This window comes from Synechococcus sp. PCC 6716 (assembly GCF_022570815.1).
Lineage (GTDB): Bacteria > Cyanobacteriota > Cyanobacteriia > Thermosynechococcales > Thermosynechococcaceae > Thermosynechococcus > Thermosynechococcus lividus.
Genome location: NZ_JAKLTU010000005.1, coordinates 62,208 through 84,275, shown reverse-complemented (window position 1 = coordinate 84,275; position 22,068 = coordinate 62,208). Strand labels below are relative to the sequence as shown.

Annotated in this window: 23 protein-coding genes and 1 pseudogene; 9 read left to right on the top strand and 15 right to left on the bottom strand. The window is 51.7% G+C overall.

The features are described 5' to 3' along the window. Positions 1–108: 108 nt before the first annotated feature. The 4 genes from pstB to L5220_RS04990 form a co-directional block, all read right to left on the bottom strand. Positions 109–912 (bottom strand): phosphate ABC transporter ATP-binding protein PstB, encoded by an 804-nt coding sequence (pstB, locus tag L5220_RS05005; protein WP_499572078.1) that lies wholly within the window; start codon positions 910–912, stop codon positions 109–111. Further along, on the bottom strand, positions 906–1,835 hold the full coding sequence (gene pstA, locus L5220_RS05000) for a phosphate ABC transporter permease PstA (protein WP_499572075.1): 930 nt from the start codon (positions 1,833–1,835) through the stop codon (positions 906–908). Before pstA ends, pstB begins: the two co-directional genes overlap by 7 nt. Further along, positions 1,836–2,849 (bottom strand): phosphate ABC transporter permease subunit PstC, encoded by a 1,014-nt coding sequence (gene pstC / locus L5220_RS04995; protein WP_448527760.1) that lies wholly within the window; start codon positions 2,847–2,849, stop codon positions 1,836–1,838. Between the two features lie 80 nt (positions 2,850–2,929). Beyond that, positions 2,930–3,937: a PstS family phosphate ABC transporter substrate-binding protein gene (locus tag L5220_RS04990; RefSeq protein WP_499572073.1), complete on the bottom strand. Its 1,008-nt coding sequence runs from the start codon at positions 3,935–3,937 to the stop codon at positions 2,930–2,932. A 292-nt stretch (positions 3,938–4,229) separates the two neighbouring features. Between L5220_RS04990 and L5220_RS04985 the strand changes: the two genes are divergently transcribed. Then, positions 4,230–5,117, top strand: a complete 888-nt coding sequence (locus L5220_RS04985; RefSeq protein WP_499572071.1) for an alpha/beta fold hydrolase — start codon at positions 4,230–4,232, stop codon at positions 5,115–5,117. Here L5220_RS04985 and L5220_RS04980 read toward each other — a convergent pair. The 6 genes from L5220_RS04980 to L5220_RS04955 all read right to left on the bottom strand — a co-directional run bounded on the left by L5220_RS04980 (position 5,114) and on the right by L5220_RS04955 (position 9,544). Continuing rightward, a complete protein-coding gene (locus L5220_RS04980; protein ID WP_499572069.1) occupies positions 5,114–5,827 on the bottom strand; it encodes a YdcF family protein in 714 nt (237 codons plus the stop codon). The genes L5220_RS04985 and L5220_RS04980 overlap by 4 nt on opposite strands. Positions 5,828–5,956: 129 nt before the next feature. Continuing rightward, positions 5,957–6,874: a DNA adenine methylase gene (locus tag L5220_RS04975; RefSeq protein WP_499572067.1), complete on the bottom strand. Its 918-nt coding sequence runs from the start codon at positions 6,872–6,874 to the stop codon at positions 5,957–5,959. Beyond that, positions 6,871–7,695, bottom strand: coding sequence for a type II restriction endonuclease (locus L5220_RS04970; protein WP_499572065.1), 825 nt, complete (start codon positions 7,693–7,695; stop codon positions 6,871–6,873). The genes L5220_RS04975 and L5220_RS04970 overlap by 4 nt, the downstream gene beginning before the upstream one ends. Before the next feature lie 69 nt (positions 7,696–7,764). Next, a complete protein-coding gene (locus L5220_RS04965; protein WP_499572061.1) occupies positions 7,765–8,025 on the bottom strand; it encodes a ParB N-terminal domain-containing protein in 261 nt (86 codons plus the stop codon). A 57-nt stretch (positions 8,026–8,082) separates the two neighbouring features. After that, positions 8,083–9,330 carry a D-alanyl-D-alanine carboxypeptidase gene (locus L5220_RS04960; RefSeq protein ID WP_499572059.1) on the bottom strand — a complete coding sequence of 416 codons (1,248 nt, stop codon included), beginning with the start codon at positions 9,328–9,330 and terminating at the stop codon, positions 8,083–8,085. A 7-nt stretch (positions 9,331–9,337) separates the two neighbouring features. Further along, positions 9,338–9,544: a DUF2839 domain-containing protein gene (locus tag L5220_RS04955; RefSeq protein WP_499572056.1), complete on the bottom strand. Its 207-nt coding sequence runs from the start codon at positions 9,542–9,544 to the stop codon at positions 9,338–9,340. A 231-nt stretch (positions 9,545–9,775) separates the two neighbouring features. Between L5220_RS04955 and L5220_RS04950 the strand changes: the two genes are divergently transcribed. The 3 genes from L5220_RS04950 to L5220_RS04940 are packed head-to-tail and all read left to right on the top strand — an operon-like array spanning position 9,776 to position 10,966. Continuing rightward, complete coding sequence (locus L5220_RS04950; protein ID WP_499572054.1) at positions 9,776–10,342, top strand: RNA-guided endonuclease InsQ/TnpB family protein; 567 nt, start codon at positions 9,776–9,778, stop codon at positions 10,340–10,342. Next, positions 10,276–10,563 carry a transposase gene (locus L5220_RS04945; protein WP_499572112.1) on the top strand — a complete coding sequence of 96 codons (288 nt, stop codon included), beginning with the start codon at positions 10,276–10,278 and terminating at the stop codon, positions 10,561–10,563. The genes L5220_RS04950 and L5220_RS04945 overlap by 67 nt, the downstream gene beginning before the upstream one ends. A 40-nt stretch (positions 10,564–10,603) precedes the next feature. Beyond that, complete coding sequence (locus L5220_RS04940) at positions 10,604–10,966, top strand: zinc ribbon domain-containing protein (RefSeq protein WP_499572052.1); 363 nt, start codon at positions 10,604–10,606, stop codon at positions 10,964–10,966. A gap of 65 nt (positions 10,967–11,031) precedes the next feature. On the opposite strand, the gene arsJ is transcribed toward L5220_RS04940, so the two are convergent. Both arsJ and L5220_RS04930 read right to left on the bottom strand, forming a co-directional pair. Then, the gene (gene arsJ, locus L5220_RS04935) at positions 11,032–12,285 is read right to left on the bottom strand and encodes an organoarsenical effux MFS transporter ArsJ (protein ID WP_499572050.1); all 1,254 of its coding nucleotides are present in this window, start codon (positions 12,283–12,285) and stop codon (positions 11,032–11,034) included. 17 nt (positions 12,286–12,302) lie between these two features. Then, the gene (locus L5220_RS04930) at positions 12,303–13,307 is read right to left on the bottom strand and encodes an ArsJ-associated glyceraldehyde-3-phosphate dehydrogenase (protein WP_499572110.1); all 1,005 of its coding nucleotides are present in this window, start codon (positions 13,305–13,307) and stop codon (positions 12,303–12,305) included. 168 nt (positions 13,308–13,475) lie between these two features. Here L5220_RS04930 and L5220_RS04925 point away from each other — a divergent pair, with 168 nt between their 5' ends. After that, positions 13,476–17,084, top strand: a complete 3,609-nt coding sequence (locus L5220_RS04925) for a hydantoinase B/oxoprolinase family protein (RefSeq protein ID WP_499572048.1) — start codon at positions 13,476–13,478, stop codon at positions 17,082–17,084. Here the strand turns inward: L5220_RS04925 and L5220_RS04920 are convergent. The 3 genes and pseudogenes from L5220_RS04920 to L5220_RS04910 all read right to left on the bottom strand — a co-directional run bounded on the left by L5220_RS04920 (position 17,081) and on the right by L5220_RS04910 (position 18,762). Beyond that, positions 17,081–17,479: an AbrB family transcriptional regulator gene (locus L5220_RS04920; protein ID WP_099798945.1), complete on the bottom strand. Its 399-nt coding sequence runs from the start codon at positions 17,477–17,479 to the stop codon at positions 17,081–17,083. The two genes, L5220_RS04925 and L5220_RS04920, sit on opposite strands and share 4 nt — an antisense overlap. 867 nt (positions 17,480–18,346) lie before the next feature. Next, positions 18,347–18,568: pseudogene (locus L5220_RS04915) on the bottom strand (hypothetical protein); the annotation flags it as partial. Positions 18,569–18,609: 41 nt separating this feature from the next. Then, complete coding sequence (locus tag L5220_RS04910) at positions 18,610–18,762, bottom strand: IS1/IS1595 family N-terminal zinc-binding domain-containing protein (RefSeq protein WP_448515381.1); 153 nt, start codon at positions 18,760–18,762, stop codon at positions 18,610–18,612. Between L5220_RS04910 and L5220_RS04905 the strand changes: the two genes are divergently transcribed. The 4 genes from L5220_RS04905 (at position 18,761) to bioF (ending at position 22,059) form a co-directional block, all read left to right on the top strand. Further along, a complete protein-coding gene (locus tag L5220_RS04905) occupies positions 18,761–19,057 on the top strand; it encodes a hypothetical protein (protein ID WP_448527750.1) in 297 nt (98 codons plus the stop codon). The two genes, L5220_RS04910 and L5220_RS04905, sit on opposite strands and share 2 nt — an antisense overlap. 349 nt (positions 19,058–19,406) lie before the next feature. Then, positions 19,407–20,162, top strand: coding sequence for a response regulator transcription factor (locus tag L5220_RS04900; protein WP_099799881.1), 756 nt, complete (start codon positions 19,407–19,409; stop codon positions 20,160–20,162). A gap of 46 nt (positions 20,163–20,208) precedes the next feature. Further along, on the top strand, positions 20,209–20,865 hold the full coding sequence (locus L5220_RS04895) for a hypothetical protein (protein WP_499572046.1): 657 nt from the start codon (positions 20,209–20,211) through the stop codon (positions 20,863–20,865). A gap of 24 nt (positions 20,866–20,889) precedes the next feature. Next, positions 20,890–22,059 carry an 8-amino-7-oxononanoate synthase gene (gene bioF, locus L5220_RS04890; protein WP_499572043.1) on the top strand — a complete coding sequence of 390 codons (1,170 nt, stop codon included), beginning with the start codon at positions 20,890–20,892 and terminating at the stop codon, positions 22,057–22,059. The last annotated feature ends 9 nt before the right edge of the window (positions 22,060–22,068 follow it).

Here is a 22,068-nt window from a genome sequence, read left to right as displayed (position 1 = left end):
AAATAAGCTGATCTAGATAATTAACCGTAGCCTAGCCGTGAATCCGTGATTGCGGCTACATTTTAGGCCAGATCTTCAGGTGGCCTAAGACCAAAGAGCCGATGCCGCCTAGCCAAAGCGACCACTGACATAATCTGCGGTTTTTTGCTCCTGAGGATTATTGAAGATCACTGCCGTCGGATTGTACTCCACGATCTCCCCCAAATACATAAAAGCCGTATATTCCGACACACGACTGGCCTGTTGCATATTGTGGGTTACAATCAGTATTGTCACCTGATGTTTGAGTTCCGTAATCAGCTCCTCAATACTGACTGTGGCAATGGGGTCTAAGGCCGATGTTGGCTCATCAAACAAAATGATGGCCGGATCCGTTGCTAGCGCACGGGCAATACACAGACGCTGCTGCTGTCCTCCCGAGAGCGCCGTTCCTGACTCCTTGAGACGATCCTTCACCTCATCCCACAATGCTGCACCCCGCAGCGATCGCTCTACCACCTCATCCAACACAGCCCGATTGTTAATACCGCGCACCCGCAAACCGTAGGCAATATTGTCATAAATAGACTTCGGAAACGGATTCGGCTTTTGAAAAACCATGCCAATCTGCATCCGCACTTCAATAGCATCCATTTTGAGGAGATTGCGAGGCGGTTCATACCCCAAAAGAATATCTCCCTCATAGCGATTACCGGGATAGAGATCATGCATGCGGTTAAAACAGCGCAGCAGTGTAGTTTTGCCACAGCCCGATGGACCAATCAAGGCCGTTACTTTTTTTTCATAAACCGGCAAATTGATTGATTTTAGTGCCAATTTATTCCCATAGTAAAAGTTTAAATTCCGCACTTCAGCAAGGGTTTGCAATGGTGGGTTTGTTGTTGAGGTAACAGAATCGTTAGGGTTTACCATTTGATACTTTTCCGAAAACGATAACGCAGATAAATTGCTAAAGCATTGACACCAAGCGTTAGGACTAACAGCACAATCCCCGCTGCAGCGGCATTGATCTGAAATGCATCTTGGGGTCGGGACACCCAATTGAACATTTGAATGGGTAACACCGTAAAGGGTGCCCATACCCAGTTAAACGAAATATAGGGAAACTGAGCCGTTAGCGGTGAGTCTGGCAGAAATGTAATAAACGTCAATGCACCAATGGTAATAAGCGGTGCAGTTTCGCCAATGGCTCGGGAAATACCCACAATAATGCCAGTGAGAATACCCCCCATCGAATAGGGCAGCACATGATCCGCAATCACTTGCCAACGACTGGCACCGACGGCATAGGCCGCTTCGCGGATGCCCTGGGGAATGGCTCGCAACGATTCCCGAGTCGTTACAATCACAATCGGTAAAATCAGCAATGCCAACGTAAAGCCTGCGGTGAGAATACTTTCCCCCCAGTTGAGAATATAGACAAAAAAGCCCAGCGCCAGCAAGCCGTAAATAATTGAAGGAACGCCTGCTAAATTAGTGATGTTGATCTCAATAAAGTCCAACAGCCAATTTTTGGGGGCGTACTCCTCAAGGTAAATTCCTGCTGCAATGCCAAGGGGAACCGCCACCAACGCAGTGACAAAAATGACTAGCAGACTGCCCACCCACGCAATTAAAAYCCCCGCCTCTTCAGGATCGCTACTGGGAGGAGACGTAAAAAACCGCCAATTTAACATTGGCCAGCCGCGAATCAGTAGATCAGAGACCAAGAGCACAAGGGTTGCGAGTGCTATAAACAGAGAAAAGACACCGACGACAATAAACACCTTTTCCCAGCGCTTACGGACTTGGATGGAGCGCAAAATTGCTGCCGGATGGCTAAAATGATTGGGCATCTAGTACACCTCCCGATAGCGGCGACTAATAAAGTACCCCGCAACATTCAAAATCAAGGTTGCCACAAAGAGCATGATTCCAGCAGCAAAAATCGACTGGTATTCTAGGGAGCCGTGGGGTAAATCGCCTAAACTCACCGACACAATGTAGGCGGTTGTGGTCGCAGCCCCCTCTAACGGATTAAACGTTAGCTTTGGCTGCAACCCAGCGGCAATGGCAACAATCATCGTTTCGCCCACCGCCCGCGACAAGGCCAAAATATAGGCGGCAACAATCCCGGAGGTAGCAGCAGGCATGAGAACTTTAATGGCAGTTTGCAAGCGGGTTGCCCCCATCGCGTACGATCCTTCCCGTAGATGTACGGGCACAGCTCGCAGTGCATCCTCCGCCAAGCTAGTAATGTAAGGGACAATCATCAGCCCCACAACAATACCGGCTCCCAGCATATTAAAGCCCGGTAGCTCAAAGTATTCCCAAGGCTCCTTCCCCGGAGCAAAGAACTGCTGAACCTCTAGGATGATTTTTTGCAGCATGGGTGTAACAAACAAGAGAGCAAAATAGCCATAGACTACCGTGGGCACACCCGCCAGTAGTTCCAGAACCGGCTTGAGGAACTCCCTCACTTTAGCAGGGGCAAATTCACTTAAGTAGATGGCGGCAATGGTACCAAAGGGGATAGCGACGCAACTGCCCACCACGCAGGTGGTAAAGGTGCCCGAGAGCAGCGGCAAAATACCAATGCTAATGGGCTGAATCAGGGGTGACCATTCAGTCCCCGTGAAAAACTCCACCAATGCTTCAAGAAAGGACTCTTGGTGCTCCTCCATCACTTTTTTAAAAAAGATCATTGTTTCTGCAAACAAAATATAAACGATCACGAGGGTGGTGATCACCGAAGAGATGGCTGCTAAAAACAGCACGGTGGCAATGATCCGTTCTCGCCAAAGCCTAACAGTGCGGGAGGGCAGGGTAAGGGGAACCTTATTTGTAGAGGGGAAGGGTTGTTCTACCATCAGTGCGCGTCTAACCAAAAAAAGTTAAGAGGGTGCAGGCCTAGCATTTACCTCCACCCTGTAGAAAAAAGAATCAGAATTTACTGAGGGGTCATTTTTAGCAGTTGATTAATGGTCAGCCCGATCGCCTCTTGACCACCAAAGACAGTACCAACCCGGTTTTTGTTAAAGTTAGCCAGAATGGTTTTGTAGGCACTAGCGGGCAGGGGAACATACCGCACTTTCTTCACTAGTGCAGGTGCATTATTTAGGTAATAGGTAACAAATTGTTTGACTTCGGGGCGTTGCGCAGCTCGCGAGTTAACGTAAATGAAAATAGGGCGAGAGAGGGGCTGATAGGTACCATTGAGCACGGTTTGTTCCGAAGGAAGCACAGGCCCTTTGCCATTGTTGATGGCTACCGCTTTAAGGCGGTTACGGTTTTCGGCGTAGTAGGCATAGCCAAAATAGCCAAGGGCACCGCGCTCCCGAGACACCCCTTGTACTAAGACGTTATCGTCTTCACTGGCCGTATAGTCTTTCCGACTCACTTTGGCTTTGCCGTTGATGGCCTCAGTAAAGTAGTCAAAGGTACCCGAATCAGCCCCAGCACCAAAGAGTTTCAGGGGAATGTTGGGAAACCCTTGCCGCACTTGGCTCCAGTTGTTGATCTTAGAGTCAGGAGACCAGATTTTTTTCAGTTCATCAACCGTTAAGTTTGTTGCCCATGTGTTTTGAGGGTTAACAACAACAGTGAGGGCATCGTAGGCAATAGGCAATTCGATAAAGTTAACCCCTGCTGCTTTACAATCAGCAATTTCTTTCGCCAAGATGGGGCGCGATGCATTGGAGATGTCTGTTTCACCACGGCAGAACTTCTTGAAACCACCACCTGTACCAGACACACCAACGGTGACTCGTACCTTACCCCCTTGGGCTTTTTGGAACGCTTCGGCAGCAGCTTCTGTGATTGGAAAGACGGTACTCGAGCCATCAATGCGTACGGTAGGCGTGCCTTGGGATAGGGCATGGGGCATGAGGCTGGCAGAAAGAGCAGTCACGGCTGCCAGAACCCCTAGACGGGCATAGGCTTTTGCAGATGTGAACATGATGATGTTCCCTAGCGGAGTAAACAACGATAGATTCGGAAATGCAATATAGCATCTAGGCTGGGTGTGGCCGCAACGTGTTTGCGAAGGCATTCGCAATGGCTGAACCTTTCACACCCTTCATTGGTCAGAATAATCACCTTGTCTTGGAAATCAGGTTAAGTACAGGGAAAAGTTTGGTTAAAATTACTACCAAGTATCAGGAATTGGCCATATTGTAAGGTTGGGTAACACTGCCACCATTCAAATGGTTGGCTCAGTTACGTTTCTTAAACTCTCCTGCAAGAGGCCAATGATGCAGCCACTACCAACGAAAACCTATGACTGGCAAGGGTTCTCCTGTGCCTATCGGTTTGCCCCCGCCACTGCAACTCAAACACCGCTGCTGTTCATTCATCCGGTGGGGGTGGGGTTATCGGGACACTTTTGGGATCGGTGTATTGCCGCATGGCAAGAGGGCGATCGCCCCTTGTATGTCCCAGATTTACTCGGCTGTGGCGAGAGTGCTATGCCTCATGTGGCCTACTATCCTGAAGACTGGGCAGCGCAGTTAAAATTCTTTATTGAATCAGTGATTGACCAAGTGGTGGTGCTAGTGGTGCAGGGGGCACTGTTTCCAGTGGCCATGGAACTAGTGAGCCAGTGTCCTGAACGCATACGGGGGATGATCTTGAGTGGGCCACCAACCGCGTCACTGATTACCGAATACACCGATCGCTACTGGCAACACGTGCGTTGGAATCTTTTTGACTCTCCCTTGGGCTGGGGGTTTTATCTCTATGCTCGCCAAGAAAGCTTCTTGCGCCAATTTTCCATTGATCAGCTGTTTGCTCAGCCAGACGCGGTGGATTCTGAGTGGTTGCGGATGCTGGCAGCGGGTTGTGCCAACCTAGACAGCCGCCACGCGGTGTATTCCTTCCTTTCAGGGTTTTGGCGCAAAGATTATCGCAGTGCGATGAAGCATGTACACCAGCCTGTTTTGGTGGTAATGGGGAATCAAGCGTCCAGTATTAGTCGCGATGGCGTTGCAGATTCACCCCTAGATCGCCTGAAGTTCTACACCGAAACGTTTCCGAATGCTGAAGGAGTTGTCATTCCGGGGCGTAATGTTCTGCCCTACGAGTCCACGACTGCCTTTGTGGAGGCCTCTCAGCAGTTTCTAGCGGCCAAAGAGCTTTAGAGCCAACCCCGCAGACGATAGATCAGTAGTCCCTGATATTCCCGCAGTGCCATGGTGGTGATGTCCATATTATAGGGAGTAGGAATGAGGCTCAAGAAGAGATTCTGCCATGTCAATGAGCGGGCAATGGAGGGGTAGCGATAGTCAGTGGGTGCCGGAATGACCTCTAGGCCAAGTTTGCGAAAGATTGCGACGGAGCGGGGCATGTGGTAGGCCGAGGTCACCAGCAGTAGTTTGCCGGTGATGTTCTGCGCCGCTAGTAACTTTTTCACGTTCACAGCATTCTCATAGGTGTTCAGTGAGGTGGAGTCGAGCAGAATTTGGCTAGCAGGTACCCCACAGGTCTGGGCAATTTCCGCCATGTCGGCGGCTTCTCCCCGTTGTGAGGTTTCCCCTAACCAGCCAATGCGGCCACCGCTCAAGATGAGATAGGGAGCATAGCCCTGTTGCTGTAAACGCGCACCATAGAGAATGCGATCGCCCCCTTCGGTCACTTCAACCCAGGGACGGGGGGCGGTTTGGGGCACAACAGCTCCCCCTAACACCACGATTGTCGCTGCTTGGGGCATTGGTTCCGGGGGCAGATGTTGCTGCTCTAGAGATTTCATCAGGGCAGCGGCCACATAGTCATTGCCACTCAGCACCAGAATCAAAAAGCCAATGGCGAGGGCGATCGCCGCCTGTTGAGGGGCACGCCAAAAGCGCACCATTGCAAAGATTAATGCCCAACAGACTAGTGACAGCGGGTAAAAAAGGGGGGGCAAGAGCTTTGAAAGTAAAAGTAATAGATCGACCAAGCGCACCTGTCACAATCGAGCACAGCGGAAAAGCAGTCAATGCTAGCCATTGTACACCCCTCTCTTTTCAAGCAGCGTTAACTGCACCGCTCTCAGAGGTTTTTGCTCCTTGTAAGAAGCACCGAAATTCGTGACAAGAGCCTCGAGCATTGGATTTCGATTAACTTCCTTTGCCCCTACATGGTAGAAGTGCTCTCTCGTTAAAATGTTATACCTCGCCCAAACGGTATCAATAAGCTGGTTTGTTCTAAATTCGTTGCCATGCCATGTGGATAGGATGAACCTCGCTGGAGTATGTGCGAGCAGTTTCGCTAGTTGTCTCTCGTGCTCCTCGTCCCAGCCGTTGAAATAGTCAGTATGGCGAGCGATGTATGGGGGATCACAATACAGAATATCACGGACACTCGCTTCGGCGATAGTCACCGAGTAATCTTGACATCGGAATTCGTAATCTCCTAAGGCGCAGGCGTCTGCAACAGCTTGAACCTGATTGCAAATCTTTGTGATATAGGCTTGCGCGAAGCGGTTGGTCTTACGACAGAATGGAACGTTGAATTCCCCATGCTGGTTGAAACGGATCATTCCATTGAAACCCGCACGATTTAGAAAAAGGAAATCTAAAGGATTGCCGTGCCGATTGAATCTCTCTCGGACTAAGTAATAATAATCCCCCTTTGACCGCAGCAATTCTGCTCCTTCTTTCTCGAGGAAGCGTCTTGTGATCGCGGCGGTGATCTCGCCCTTGGCGACTGCTTGGTAAAAGTTAATGAGGTGCGGATTTGAGTCCGCAAGCAACGCCTTCCTAGGCCGCACATTAAAGACCACGACGCCTGATCCCATGAATGGTTCAATCCAGCGACCGTCAAAATCGGCAGGGATGATGGCCTTTATCCAAGGAACGAGTTTAGTCTTGATTCCTTGACACTTTATCGGGGGCACTAGCATTCGATGAATGATCATGGTTGATTGTTCCTTGGGACGATAAGTGATGGATCGCCGCCACGATATTTCACAAAATCAACAAGCGACGTGATCCTCTTGGTTTTCCCATCTGGGCATTTGACGATAATCTTTCCAAAATTCATCCAGTAATCGTCAAACCACTCCTCAACGAGCTTAGCGAAGATGCCGTTGCCTGAAAGGATGTCCGCAATGCGCTGGATGCTATCGATATTGGCTGTGTTTCCAGACCCGCTCTTATCGCCAGCGATTTTCCATTTCTCTGCAACGAAGAACTGGATATTCGAAATAACGGAGGTGATGGAATGAAGTTCCTCAATACGATAGCACCGTGTTTCGTCAATAATGGCTCCATCAGCGCGATCATAGATAATGCCCAAGCAAAAATGGCCGGAATAGCTTCCATAAGGGAATTGAATGTTCTTCGTGCTTGTTCGGTTCTGAAAGTATTCACCATGTGAACCAAGAGTGAATCCATTACAGAGCCAAGGTTTGCCGGGAATACGGTAGGTAGTCTTGAAGTCAACGGCAAAGCGAACGGCTTCATCATGCTTTGAGACGAATGATATATCCGGGTAGTAATTCTGCTGCTCAGCGAGAACGATGGCAAAGTCATGCTCATCAGCAAAAGCAATAATTCTCGGGAAAAGGTGGATCTCGAGGATTTTGGAAACAATTTTGGTGTCGGACGAGATTGTATAAACGTTCCTAAAGGCGTCGATAAATCCCTTGACTGACCACTGCCCATCCTCTGTGCTCACGTGCTCTGTGAGAGTGTTTACAAACTCTTTCAAGACATTCTCGAATTCCGCTTTCATCATCGCTGGTGATCTCTTATGGCTAACCACCTTTTGGAGAGCTGTTCTAAGACTCGATGGGGCGATCGCCGCTCAGGCAAGGTGTAATTGTAAGACGGAGCGAGGCGCACGCCGTACCCGCGCCCGAATGGTGGCTAACCCCAAGCGTTGGCAGGCTTCATAGCGGTGGCAACCAGAAAACCCATAGTACTGCCCTTCCACTTCCAAAACATCAATTGGTTCCCGCTGGCCAATCTCGGCAATGGAGGCCATCAGAGCTTCCACTTTGGCAGGATCCGTCTGGCGGATCAGCGGACGACGAATGGCATTCAGGGGCAAGTCTAAAATTCGCATTGGCTTACTCAAACTCGTTATGAGTTTATTTTAGCAGTCTCTAGGACAGTTGCCTAGCTATGGCGCAGCGATCACCTGTATTCGCTGTGGATCCCCAAACCGAGGGGGTACGGCATGGCCTTGAAACTCTGCGCCTCGTTCTTGGCTAGGTTGCAGGGTTTGGCTAAGGTGTTGAACGTAGCGATCTTGACCGTGGCGGAACCCCCAMAAATTACCACCGCCATTGAAGAGGGCAAAACAAACCGTGCCGTACTTCGCGGTGGGTAACACGCCAGCAAGGGCGCTAACGTTCCATAGAGACCCTGTCTTAATCAGCGTTGCTGCAGGAAGTTGGCGATTCTCTAGGGTGCCGCCATCCCGTCCCGCCATGGGTAAAATATCGGCAAGGCTATAGTTTTTGGCGGCCAGTTCCTGTTGCAAGCTAAAAAGCATTCCGCAGGCGGCGCGGGGCGAGATACGATTTTCTACCCCTAAGCCAGAGCCATTGATGAGTTGAATTTCTTGGGGCGGCACCTGAGCCTTGGCAGCAGCAATCTGGGCAACGGTGGCTGCCCCTCCAGCAAGTTTAGCAAGAGTGTCCGCAATGTCATTATTGCTGTAAATATTCATCTGGCGCACAATTTCTAGCAGCGGCAGGGAGCGGTGCTCAAGACGAAGGGTCACGTTGGCGGGCGGACTAGCTTGAATGCGGGTTGTGCCAGCAATCGCTAACTGGGGGCGAGGTTGACCGTGTAGATGCGCCTTGTAAGCGGCTTGGGCGTCAGCAGGCCAACGCTGGTGATCAAGGGCAATCTTGAACAGATCAGCCGCAGTGCTTGGCTCTGGGTAAAAGTTCATGCTGAAGGGGGGCACGATCACCAGATTTCCGTTGATTCTGCGAATGCCTAGGCGATTCAACCCTTGAGCGATCGCCATCGCCTCTTCCCAGACAAATAGAGGATCGTTGCCCCCGATAACCACTAGATCGCCATTGAGGGTGCCATTGCTCAGGGTGCCTGTGGTGCCAATACGGGTTACAAATTGATAGTCAGCGGGATGGTTTGCCAGCACTGCTAAGCTGGTGGCAACTTTGGTAATGGAGGCCGCCGGTAAGGGGCGATCGCCTTGGTGATCAATAAGCAACTGATGAGCGGTTTGCACCCAGACTCCCTGATCCGTTATCGGAAAGCCTTGCTGAGCAATTCCTTGCAAGTAGCGATCGCTATACTGTTGCAGTGCCACTTCCGTCGGAAACAGCACAGAACGGATGTGCTCAACCCCCACGCCCCCGGCGTACCAAGCAATTATGGCCAGTAAATCTAACATCGGTTCCCTAGTTTGCCGCTAACTGCCACCAGCCGAAACTCGGGCCAATGAAGCGAACGGTTAACCAAATAACCACCAACAGGCCAATCCCCACCCATGTGCCACGAGTCAGCCACGTTTGCAGCAATACCAGTTGCTCTTTCTGGAACCAACGACTTTTTTCCTTGCCGTAATTTTCTCCTAGGGTATTCTTACGCCGTTTTGCCTCACCCATCGGTGCCTCCTCGTTCAGCCTCTTTGGCTTCCCATCTTACCTTACCTGCTAGACGGGAAGGCTCGCGCTGTACCCGCCAAGGTCAGCGTCGAGATGAAAGGCGCGGCAAACGAATCCGGTCAACCCCAGTGAGTTTGCCAACAATCTGTTGGACAAAACAAACCCTCTTTGCATCCATTTGTTCTCTTGTTTACGGTAAGATAACTCCACAAGATTTGAGTCTTGCCTTGCATGATTGTTCTGGAAACCAAGCTCAGAGGAAATCCCACTCAGTTTGCAACACTTGATGACGCGATTAGAACCGCTCAGTTCATTCGCAACAAATGTCTGCGCTACTGGATGGATCACAAAGGAGTGGATCAGTATGACCTCTCTAAGCTCTGTGCTGTGTTGGCCAAAGAATTTGAATGGGCAGGCAAGCTCAACTCGATGGCAAGGCAGGCCAGTGCTGAACGGGCTTGGTTTGCCATTAAACGGTTCTACAACAATTGCAAAGCCAAGAAGCCGGGGAAGAAAGGCTTTCCTAGGTTCAAAAAGAACTGCCGCTCGGTGGAATATAAAACCACTGGGTGGAAGCTCTCTGAAGACCGGAAGCATCTTACTTTCACCGACGGGTTCGAGGCTGGAACTTTTTTGCTGATGGGTGCCGTCGATTTGCACTTCTACCAGATGTCGCAGATTAAGCGGATTCGGGTTGTGCGCAGAGCCGATGGCTACTACGCTAGTTTTGCATTAATGTTGACCGGCAGGAAACGATTCAACCCACAGGCAAAGCCCTTGGTATTGACTTGGGGTTGAAGTATTTCTATAAAGCAACCGATGGCACCGAGGTCGAGAATCCCAAATTCTTGAGGAAGTCGGAGCCTAAGCTGAAACGATTGCAGCGTCGAGTCTCTAAGAAGCAAAAAGGTTCTAACAATCGCAGAAAAGCAATTAACCGTCTGGGGCGACAACACCTGAAAGTATCGAGGCAGCGTAAAGACTGGGTTGTGAAACAAGCCCGTGCGTTGGTGATGTAAGAGCGACTTCATTGCCTATGAAAACTTACAGGTGCGGAATATGGTTCGCAACCATCATCTAGCTAAGTCCATCAGTGATGCAAGCTGGAGTCTATTTGTCGATTGGGTCAAATACTACACCCAAATCTTTGGCAAAGTGCAGCAACCCGTTCCACCTCAGAACACAACGATTGATTGCTTTGATTGCAAACAGCCAGTTCAAAAGACTTTGAGTACCCGCACTCATGTTTGCCCCCGCTGCGACTCTGTTCGATGCAGAGATGAGAACGCAGCGTGGAACATCTTGGAGAGGGGATTGAAGCTGGCTGGTTTGAGTACGGTAGGGCATACCGGAATTCACGCCTCTGGACAGAACGACCTCTATCTGAATCAAGCAATTGGTTTGGACAAGTCGGCTGGATGAAGGAGGAACCCCGCACTGTATGCGAAGCAACCCTGCGGGAAGCTAGCTACAGCGTCGGGAGGATGTCAGTCCCCATCCCCTGCGGCAAAGGATAAAGGCGGTGGCTGCCCCTTGGGATCCTCTAGCTTCAGGGAAATTAGCCCTGCACAAAGGACAAACACCATCGACACCCATAGGCACCCCACTAACCCCCACACTTGATACACCCAACCGGAGAGGACTGTGCCCGCTAGCCGCCCCCCTGAGTTGGCCATATAGTAAAAGCCCACGTTCAACGCAACTTTTTCATCGTCGGTGTAAGCCAACACCAGATAGGAGTGTACGGCGGAGTTTATGGCAAAAATAAGGCCAAACAGCAATAGCCCACCAATAATGACGGCGTTCGGATCCCAGCGACTCAGGAGTCCAAAGGCAATGACCCCAGGGACAAGTGTTAGGGCAAACGTCCAAAATTGAATGGTTGAGGCTTGGGGCGATCGCCCCCGATTCAGGTAGCGCAGCAAAATAGGTGCCGACGACTGAACGGCACCATAACCAATGACCCACAGCGCCAAAAAACCCCCCACCTGATAAAAAGACCACCCCAGCTCACTTTGCAGGAACACGGGCAAACCCACCACAAACCAGACATCCCGCGCCCCAAACAGAAAAAAGCGTGCCGCTGACAAAATATTGATGGCCCTACTTTTAGAAAACAGTTGCCGAAATTTGATTTTCTTTTTGATTTGTCCCATCCCCCGCGGTAGCAGCAACCCGCTTAGGAGAATGAACATCAAGGCGATCGCCATGATCCACAGGGCAGCGGCAAAGCCCACCACTGTCAACAGCACACTACCCACAAAAAAGCCTACCCCTTTAAGGGCATTTTTGGATCCCGTTAAAACCGCAACCCACTTAAACAGCCGCGACTCCGCCTCTTGAGGCACCACCAAGCGAATCGCGCTTTTCGAGCTCATCTTTGTTAAATCCTTGGCAACCCCTGAAAGAGCTTGAGCCGCCATAACGTAAGGAATAGCAAACCATAGCGGCCAGGCTTGGGTCAGGGGGGTCAGCAAGACTAGCGCCACCACCTGTAGGCCAATCCCCGCGTACAGGGTTACATTTAAGCCTAAGCGAGAGCCAATCCAGCCCCCCAAAAAATTCGTGACAATGCCGAAGATTTCATAAAACAAAAACAGAAAGGCAATTTCCAGTGGGGTGTAGCCAATCTGGTTAAAGTAGAGCAACACAAGCATCCGTAGTGCGCCATCGGTGATCGTAAACCCCCAGTAGGCAAGGGTAACAATCATGTAATTGCGCACACTGGTGGAAGCGGCCATGCCAGTTCTCCTAATCCTTAGGGAAGGGTTGTCGCCACTAAGCGAGCGAGTTCAGCCATGCGGTTACTGTAGCCCCACTCATTGTCGTACCACGCCAGAATTTTCACCTGTGTGTCATCGACGACAAGGGTTGAGGGGGCATCAATAATGCTGGAGCGGGGATCATTGCAGTAGTCAATAGACACAAGGGGGCGCTCTTCGTAGCCGAGGATACCCTTCAGGTTACCGGCTGCTGCCGCCTTTAGGTATGCGTTCACTTCAGCAACCGTCGTGGCACGGCTGACTTCAAACACACAGTCGGTTAGGGAGGCGTTCAACAAGGGAACCCGTACCGCCAAACCGTTCAGCTTCCCTTGCAACTCAGGATAAATCAGGCCAATGGCGGTGGCGGAGCCAGTGGTGGTGGGCACCAAGGACATCAGGCTAGAGCGAGCGCGACGTAAGTCTTTGTGGGGGGCATCGACAACGGTTTGCGTATTCGTGACATTATGAATTGTGGTAATTAAGCCGTGACGAATCCCCAAGGCTTCGTGAATAACCTTGACCACAGGCGCGAGACAGTTGGTGGTGCAGGAAGCCGCTGTGAGTAAGTGATGGGTATGCGGATTGTAAAGATGATCGTTGACCCCCATGACAATGTTGAGCGCTTCCTCTTTAACGGGCGCGGCCACAATAACCTTTCTCACCCCCGTGGCAAAATAGGGAGCTAACTGCTTGGGGGTGCGAAACTTGCCAGAACACTCCAGCACAATCTCTACACCGTAATCGCCCCAAGGAACATCCTCAGGATGCTTCGCCTCAGAAAAGGTGATCGATTGATCCGCAATGGCGATCGCCCCCTCCTTAGCATGAATCACCTGTGGCCAACGACCATGAACCGAATCAAATTCCAGCAAGTGTGCGGCTGCCGTTGTGCCCCCCTGAATCTCATTAATGTGGCGGAACTCCAGTTCAGGCCAAGCCCATGCGGCTCGCAACACTAAGCGGCCAATACGTCCAAAGCCGTTAATGCCGATGCCAATACCCATTGTGGCTGCTCCAGCAGGTCATTCCTACGTTATTTCAACTTATCTTGAATTGTCAACGCCCACCAATAGCCTCGAGCCTTTGGGGATTCTAAGGGCAGAAGACAAAACAGCTAGCCCTCACCGTAGGATACTGAAAGAGCGCTGGGTTTAGGCGAAGTAGGGATGAAATGGCAATTCTGGATTGATCGCGGGGGCACATTTACCGATATTGTAGCGCGGCACCCCAACGGCCAAATTCTGGTTCATAAGCTCCTATCAGAAAATCCAGAGCACTACCGGGATGCAGCGGTGGCCGGCATTCGCTCTTTGATGGGGCTACAGGCCAGTGACCCCATACCGGCAGAGACGGTTGAGATCGTTAAACTGGGCACCACGGTTGCCACCAATGCCCTGCTGGAGCGCACCGGAGAGCCAACAGTACTTGTAATTACCGAAGGGTTTGGCGATGCCTTAGCTATTGGCTACCAACAGCGTCCGGATCTGTTTGCCCTTGCGATTCAACAGCCTGAGCCACTCTATGCTGAGGTCATTGAAGTCAGAGAGCGCCTGAGTGCCAGCGGCGAGGTATTAGTCCCCCTTGATGTGGCCGCATTGGAGCCACAATTGCGATCTTGCTATGCCAAAGGCATCCGCAGTTGTGCCATTGTCTTGGTGCATGGCTATCGCTACCCCCGCCATGAGATGCAAATTGCTGAGCTGGCTCGCGCCATTGGTTTCACTCAGGTATCGGTGTCCCACGAAGTCAGTGGCTTAATCAAACTGGTCAGCCGTGGGGATACCACCGTTGTCGATGCCTATTTGTCCCCTGTACTCCACCGCTACCTTGCAGGGGTTCAGGCTGAATTAGGGGAGATTCCCCTCTACTGTATGCAGTCCAATGGCGGCGTGGTGGCGGCCTCCTTTTTTCGCGGTAAAGATAGCTTACTCTCAGGGCCTGCGGGCGGGATGGTGGGTGTGGTGCAAACCGCCTTGGCCGCCGGTATTGAGCGGTTGATTGGTCTGGATATGGGGGGGACATCTACCGATGTATGTCACTACCGGCACAGCCAGACGACCCCTTGGCCAGAGTATGAACGCTGGGAAGAAGCCAGTATCGCTGGTGTACGGGTGCGATCGCCCCTGTTAGCGGTGCATACTGTCGCAGCAGGAGGGGGGTCGATTCTGCGCTTTCACGGGGGACGCTACCAAGTGGGGCCAGCCTCTGCGGGGGCAAACCCCGGGCCTGCTGCCTATCGCCGCGGTGGACCACTGACCATTACCGATGCCAATGTTTTGCTAGGGAAGATTCAACCTGACTATTTTCCGTCAGTGTTTGGCGTGGATGGTCAACAACCCCTTGATCACAAGACGGTGATCCACAAATTTGGCGAGCTTGCCACCACGATCGCCAAGGCCACGGGAGAGCAGGTACCACCGGAAGCAGTGGCCACTGGCTTTATTGCGGTTGCCGTTCATACCATGGCGCAGGCAATCAAAAAAATTTCCTTAGAGCAGGGGCACGATGTACGGGAATACACCCTCTGCTGTTTTGGTGGGGCTGGCGGCCAACATGCCTGCCTCATTGCCGAGGTTTTGGGGATGCCACAAGTCTATATCCACCCGTATGCGGGGGTGCTTTCCGCTTACGGCATTGGCCAAGCAGAGCTACGGGTACTCAAAGAGCAAACCATTGAACGCCCTTTAACCCCAGAGACGGTGTCCCACCTTGCAGCAACGATTGAACAACTCCGGCAACAGGCACTAGGGGATTTAGTGGCTCAAGGGGTGAGTGCACAAAGTGTGCAAACCCATGTTCGCGCGGGGCTAGGGTATGAGGGCACGGACTCGACCCTGTGGATTCCGTGGGACGATGTCACCACCATGACGGCAGCCTTTACTCAGGCACATCAGGATCGCTATGGCTTTGTGTTAGCGGGGCGATCGCTTCGGATAGGCCAAATTGCCGTTGAAGCCGTAGCGTGTCAGCCACCCCCAGCGGTAACGGACTCCCGACCCTACGTCAGCTCACAGCCCTTGGCCACCGTGCGTCTCTATAGTCAGGGGCAGTGGCATCTGGCGCCAGTGTACCAGCGGCAGGCACTCCCTAGCAATACAGTCATTCAAGGGGTAGCCCTCATTCTGGATGGGACAGGCACAAATGTAGTAGAGGCAGGGTGGCAGGCTAAAGTTGACCCCCAAGGCGGCCTCTGGTTATCTCCTATGGCCGCCCCAACAGTACCCCAACCACGGCAGCGGCCAACCGTTGCCGATCCGGTACAGCTAGCCATCTTTCAGCAGCTTTTTCGCGCCATTGCCGAGCAGATGGGGGTCACCCTGCAACACACCAGTGCCTCGGTCAACATCAAAGAACGCTTAGACTTTTCCTGTGCCCTTTTTGATCATCAGGGCAACCTTGTGGCCAATGCTCCCCACATCCCTGTTCACCTTGGCTCCATGGGGGAAAGTGTCAAGGCACTGCTGGCAGAGAAGGGCGATACCCTGCGCCCAGGTCAGGTGTTTGCCACGAACAATCCCTACCGCGGCGGCACTCACCTCCCTGATATTACCGTAATCACCCCTGTCTTTTTGCCTAGGGAAACACGCCCCGCATTCTTTGTGGCCTCGCGGGGGCACCATGCGGATATTGGTGGTATTAGTCCGGGGTCAATGCCCGCCAACAGCACGACGATTGCTGAAGAAGGGGCACTGCTGGATAACGTCCTCCTTGTAGATCAAGGGGTGTTTCAGGCGCTGGCCATCAGCCAATGTTTAACGGCAACACCCTACCCTGTCCGACATCTCCAGCAAAACCTAGCAGATTTACAAGCACAAGTTGCCGCCAATCAGCGCGGCATGCAGGAGCTACGCAGCCTCTGCGATCGCTATGGCCGGGAGGTGGTGGCTGCTTATATGCAATTCACCCAAGACAATGCTGCTGAGTGCGTGCGCCAGTGTTTGCGATCGCTGGTCAGCGGCACGTTTCAGACAGACATGGACAACGGTAGTTGCCTTCAGGTACAGATCACCATTGACCCTGAGCAAGGAACTGCGCTTCTCGACTTCAGCGGCACCTCACCCCAACGCAGCGACAACTTTAACGCCCCCCTCGCCATCACTAAAGCGGTGGCGCTCTACGTCTTTCGTACCCTTGTCCAAGAGGATATTCCCCTTAATGAAGGGTGTTTACGACCCATTACCCTGCGTATTCCAACCGGGTGCCTGCTTAATCCCACCTACCCTGCTGCGGTTGTAGCTGGGAACGTCGAAACCTCCCAAGCCCTTGCCAACCTTCTCTATGGCGCACTGGGGGTCATGGCAGCCTCTCAGGGCACCATGAACAACCTGAGTTTTGGCAATGACCGCTATCAATACTACGAAACCCTCTGTGGTGGTGCAGGGGCAGGAGCCACCTTTGAGGGGGCTAGCACCGTGCAAACCCACATGACCAACTCACGGCTGACGGATGTTGAAGTTCTTGAAAGCCGCTATCCAGTCATCATTTGGGAATTTCGTCGTCGCTCGGGGAGTGGTGGGAAGGGGAGGCACCGGGGGGGCGATGGCGCAGTGCGAGTTCTCGAGTTTCGCGAAGCCATGACCGTTAGCCTTCTGAGCCAGTCACGCCGCATCCCACCCTTCGGCTTAGCTGGTGGGGAAGCCGGGGCAACGGGGCAAAATCAGTTACTGCCCCTCAACCAGCCTCCTCAAACGTTGCCAGGAACAGTGACTATTCAAGTGCAGCCGGGCGATCGCCTGCGAGTGGCTACCCCCGGTGGTGGTGGGTTTGGGTTCTAGTCGGGATCTGTGGGCTGACCATTACTGCTGACCTGCTTGAGATGAATATGCTTACGCCCAAGGCTAATTTCAAACTCATCCCCAGGTTTCAGATTCATTTGCTTCGTATAGGCAGAACCAATCAGCAAGTTGCCATTGGCTTGTACCGTAATCCGATAGCTGGCACTACGGCCACCCCGACTACCACTCCGCCCGCTCTTACTGTCAAGATTCATCCCCAACGCTTCGAGCAAGGCATTAGTAAATTTCATCTTGCTGATCCGCTCAGCACCACTTTGAGTAACCGTGTAGTAGCCACAGGCTTTTGCCTTTTCTGCCTTAGAAAGATGTTCGAGTTCTTTGACTTTGTCTAGTAAAGCAGCACCCGTGAGAGGTTCTACTCGTTTTCGTCCCATTTTAACCTACCTTATCAACCGTTAAATGCTGTCCTTCATTGACGACTTAGATAGTTGATTGTCGATCAGATGACAGCCAACTCAATAATAGTGAGCCTATTATTTAGATAACCATAACTGCTTTAAAAATTCAAGTTCTTACGTAGAGTAACGACATTTTATCACCTTTTAGGTTGTGATACTATTTCAGAAATGTTTGGCATATTTTCTGCCTAAAAGATATATGGCCTTAAGCTAGGCCAGCCGTTCCCTCAATGAAGTCATAGTAATCCTATCTCTATACCATGTTCCGTAGTAGCCAACAGGACAGCGCAGGTTAATTTTTAATAGTTAGCTTAAACGACCGGGGTTATAGCACAGTTCCGTGAACAAAAAGCAGGGAGTAGTATCCATCCCAGCGGCGGGTCGTGGCATCCTCCTTTATCTGACGAGCGAGAATCTCCCGTGCTCTTGAGGTAGCAACGAGAACGAGCCTAACATGATGCTTGGTATTAACAACAAGAGCGGCTTGACCATGTTTACACCCTAACTTCCTTACTGGCTGAAAAAAGAAGACGACCTCTAGGGTTCCAATGAGGTTAATGCTGTGCCTCTACAGCAAAGCATGACGCATCTAATAACGTTTTCACCGACAAAGCGCCCTAAAGCCCCTGCCTTGAGACATGGGGATATAAGGTGCTGAAATGTTGTAAAATCTAGGGTGTATCGTAGGACATACGGAAACATCTCCAATAAAGAGTAAACGACTAGAGAGACAAGCACCTCTGCTAATGCAAAGCAACTTGAGTTTGTAAGTGCGGCCACTGAACCAGTAATCCTAAAGGACAACCTTAGGGGAATCTCCTAGCCTTAGCTACGGGCAATATGTTAAACACAGCGTAAAGTATGCCAAGGATGCCAACTCCAAAACAAAGCACCATACCTGCATTGGGCTAGCACTTGGGGTGCATGGCGTGGATGCCAACTGGCTCCTGATATCTGAACCCGCCGGTCAATCTGTTTCACCCAAGACTCAACACACCCACCGCCAATGGCACAAACGCCTTCAGCTTGAAAATACTCGTAATTGATCATGCGGTAACGATGCTCGCGTCAATGCCTTGACACCCCAAGCCATTGACATACATGCCTCAGCATTGTTGCTGGATGTCATCACTATATCGTTGAGCGCCACTGTAGTTATCAACGAATTGCGGGTAACAACTGACACAAATGTAATTTTGCTTACCTCTTCTCCTCCCGTTCTTACGGATATGAGTCGATTGGCATTCTGGACATTGCATGAGAACTCATCCTCACTCCTCCCTTCATCATGCAACGTCGGCCAACCGCCCTGTGCAAGATCTAGACCAGCACGTTGCAACGGTGACCCACAGTTGGAGCAACTGTCCCTACAACCCAGCTACACCCAGTACCTATCCCTGCATGTGGACGGCTCCGCAACGTCTTGGTACGCCCTACCCTACTAACGCCTACGAAAACGCTGTTGGCCAAGCTCACCCCTATCGTGCCACTACTGCTGCTGCGTTTAACTCATGGCAGCGTAGCTCTGCCCATCGCAGTGTTCTCCTCAATTAAGGGATATGCCAATCCATGACATGGCAAGTGATTGGCATTGGCATTTACAGAGGCTATGCAGTGGTATGGTTTGGCGATGCTCTTGACCCTGCGGTACAGATGGAACCTTAAGATCTAGCTGAAAAGCCTTAAATCTGTTGCTGGGGTTACGAAACAGTTAGGGATAAATTTGCTAAATTAGCATCCAATTCCAGTGAAATACCCTTGGGAGAGGACACTTAACCCTCTCTTTATGATGGGATTGGGACACCGCTGATGAACGGTTCGTCTCATGGGCGGCAAACATTCACAAGAAAGTTACCTGTTGCTTGTTACTGTTTACTCCTCTGCTAATGTGGGGCAATGGCTTATGTTTGTGCATATCGAAATTATTGAGAGCAACCCCCACCTCCGATCTCTCCTAGGCTGGCATTTACAGCAGGTTGGCCACACCGTTCACTTGGCCAGTGGGTGCCAGCAGGGGCAAGAGGTCTTTCAACAGCGCCATCCCGATCTCGTTGTCCTAGACCTCGACTTAAATGAAGGGAATGGCCTTGATCTGTGCCGCTGGCTTCACTATCAGCAGCAGGCCATTATCTTAGTACTTTCAGCTCACGGCGATGAAACAGATGTTGTGGCCGCCTTGCGCTCAGGTGCCGATGACTATCTTGCCAAGCCGTTTGGGATGCAGGAGTTTTTAGCCCGGGTCGAAGTCCTCACGCGCCGTAGCCGTCCGTTTTTACCTAGCGTTCTGAATCTAGGTGAGTTGCAAGTGGATTTGGTGCAACGACGAGTTGTTGTCCGGAATATGCCGGTCGATCTAACACCCCAAGAGTTTAGTTTGCTCTATGTGCTCACGCAAATGGGAGGCACACCCCTCAGTCGTCAAGAACTCCTGCGCAGGGCATGGCCCGAAAGTATTGATAACCCACGCACTGTCGATACGCATATTCTATCTTTACGCAAAAAAATAGAGCTTGATCCCCAGCAACCGCGTCTCATTCAAACGGTACGCAATGTGGGCTATCGTCTGCACCTAGAACCCGTGAACGGTCGCCACAGGCACAATGGGGTGAAACCCCACCAACGTCCAGCACAGTCCCGTTCCTCCCATGTGTTGGTCTAGAGGGTTTGCTAGGATTGGGGATTGAGTGGAGCACGAGCAAGATTTCATGACAACTGCACCGCCATCCCCGGCCGCCTCGTCTTGGATACTCCAGCCAAACAGGTTGCTCGATCTGTATCGCCAGCAGCAGTGGGATGCCCTCTCAGAGGAGTTTTTGCAGTTGCTGGATCTTTTTAGGCAGACAACCTATCTAAGCCTAGATCCGCAGCAGCAGTATGCCATTGATGCCTTTGTGAAACACTTTCTTTATCTCTTTAGCCAAGAGGATTACATTATTGGCGATCGCTATGTGGAGCCATTTTTGGCAGCAGCAGGGTTAATTTCCAATCTTGTGGCCATCTCCCACTTCAAAACAACGGATCCCTACCTTGCCCTGCTCGAGCAGCAAAAAAATAATTTCGTGAAGCTGCTAACGCTTTACTCTGCTCGCAATTCACCACGATATAGCGTCAAAGCATTATTTGACATCTCTCCAGCTATTGCTAGCCAGTGGTATTGTCACTTTTTTAACAGCTACTATTCCCTGTGCGCCAACGATGTTGCCTACCGTCACTTGCAATCACACATGGCAGCCTTTGACGATCGCCTTGACACTTTGGTGAATTTTCACCACATGAATTTTGCTGTCACCTACATTAATGCCGAGGGCGATCGCCTACCTCATTGCCCACCACCCCACCTTACAAGCAGACCCCAGCCGTGAACCGATTCTGATTTCCTAGCCACAATGTCTCAAGCTTTTGCATGGTTAGAACCCGCCTTAGGTGCACTTCAGCGAGCCCACTGGTGGCGGCAGCCAAGAGCCAGTAGTGCACCGGCTGCCCTTGTGACCCTCGAAGATGGGGGGCAGCCACTAATTAACTTTTGCAGTAATGATTACCTCGGCTTAGCCACTCATCCAGCCGTCAAAGCTGCTGCCATTCAAGCTATTCAGGAGTGGGGCACTGGTGCAACAGGCTCCCGCTTACTCAGTGGTGAGCGCCCTTTGCATGCAGAGCTTGAAAGCGCGATCGCCCATTGGAAAGGCACCGAAGCCGCCCTTGTCTTTAGCTCCGGCACCGCCGCCAATATCGGTACCATTGCCGCTCTAGTGGATCCACGGGATCTCATTCTTGCAGATAGCTATAATCACGCTTGTCTTAAAAAAGGAGCACGCCTAAGCCGGGCAACCTACTACGAGTACCGCCACAATGATGTAGAACAGTTGCGGCATTACTTAAAAAAATACCGTCACCAGTACCGCCGTTGCCTGATTCTCAGCGACGGAGTGTTCAGTATGGATGGGGATGTTGCCCCACTGCCAGACATCCGTCAGCTTGGGGCAGAATTTACTGCCATGGTTTTGGTGGATGATGCCCACGGCACAGGCGTATTAGGGGCAACGGGGGCAGGCACCCTAGAAGCCCTAGGCCAGTCCAACACTGGGGTGATTCAGATGGGAACCCTCAGTAAAGCGCTGGGGAGCTTAGGGGGGTATATCGCAGGCGATCAGTCCCTCATTACCTACCTCCGCCACCGCGCCAGTACGTGGGTTTATAGTACTGGCCTCTCCCCCGCTGATACCGCCGCTGCCTTAGCTGCGATTCAGGTGGTGCAATCTGAACCCCAACACCGCCAAGCTCTACACGATCGCATTCAGCAGTTGGCCATAGGACTGGCTAAGGGAGGAGTGCAGGTGCTGCCTCGTTCCGTGCCGACCCCCATTTTTTGCCTCCCTGCCCCTGATGTGGCCACCGTCCAAGCATGGGGACAGCAGTTACAGGCTCAGGGCTGTTGGGTGGCTGCTGTCCGTCCGCCCACCGTGCCCTACAGTCGGCTGCGGATTACCCTGCGTGCCGATCACACACCGCAGCACATTGACCAATTATTGACGGCATTACTGTCGCTGCACATCTAATGAAGAATT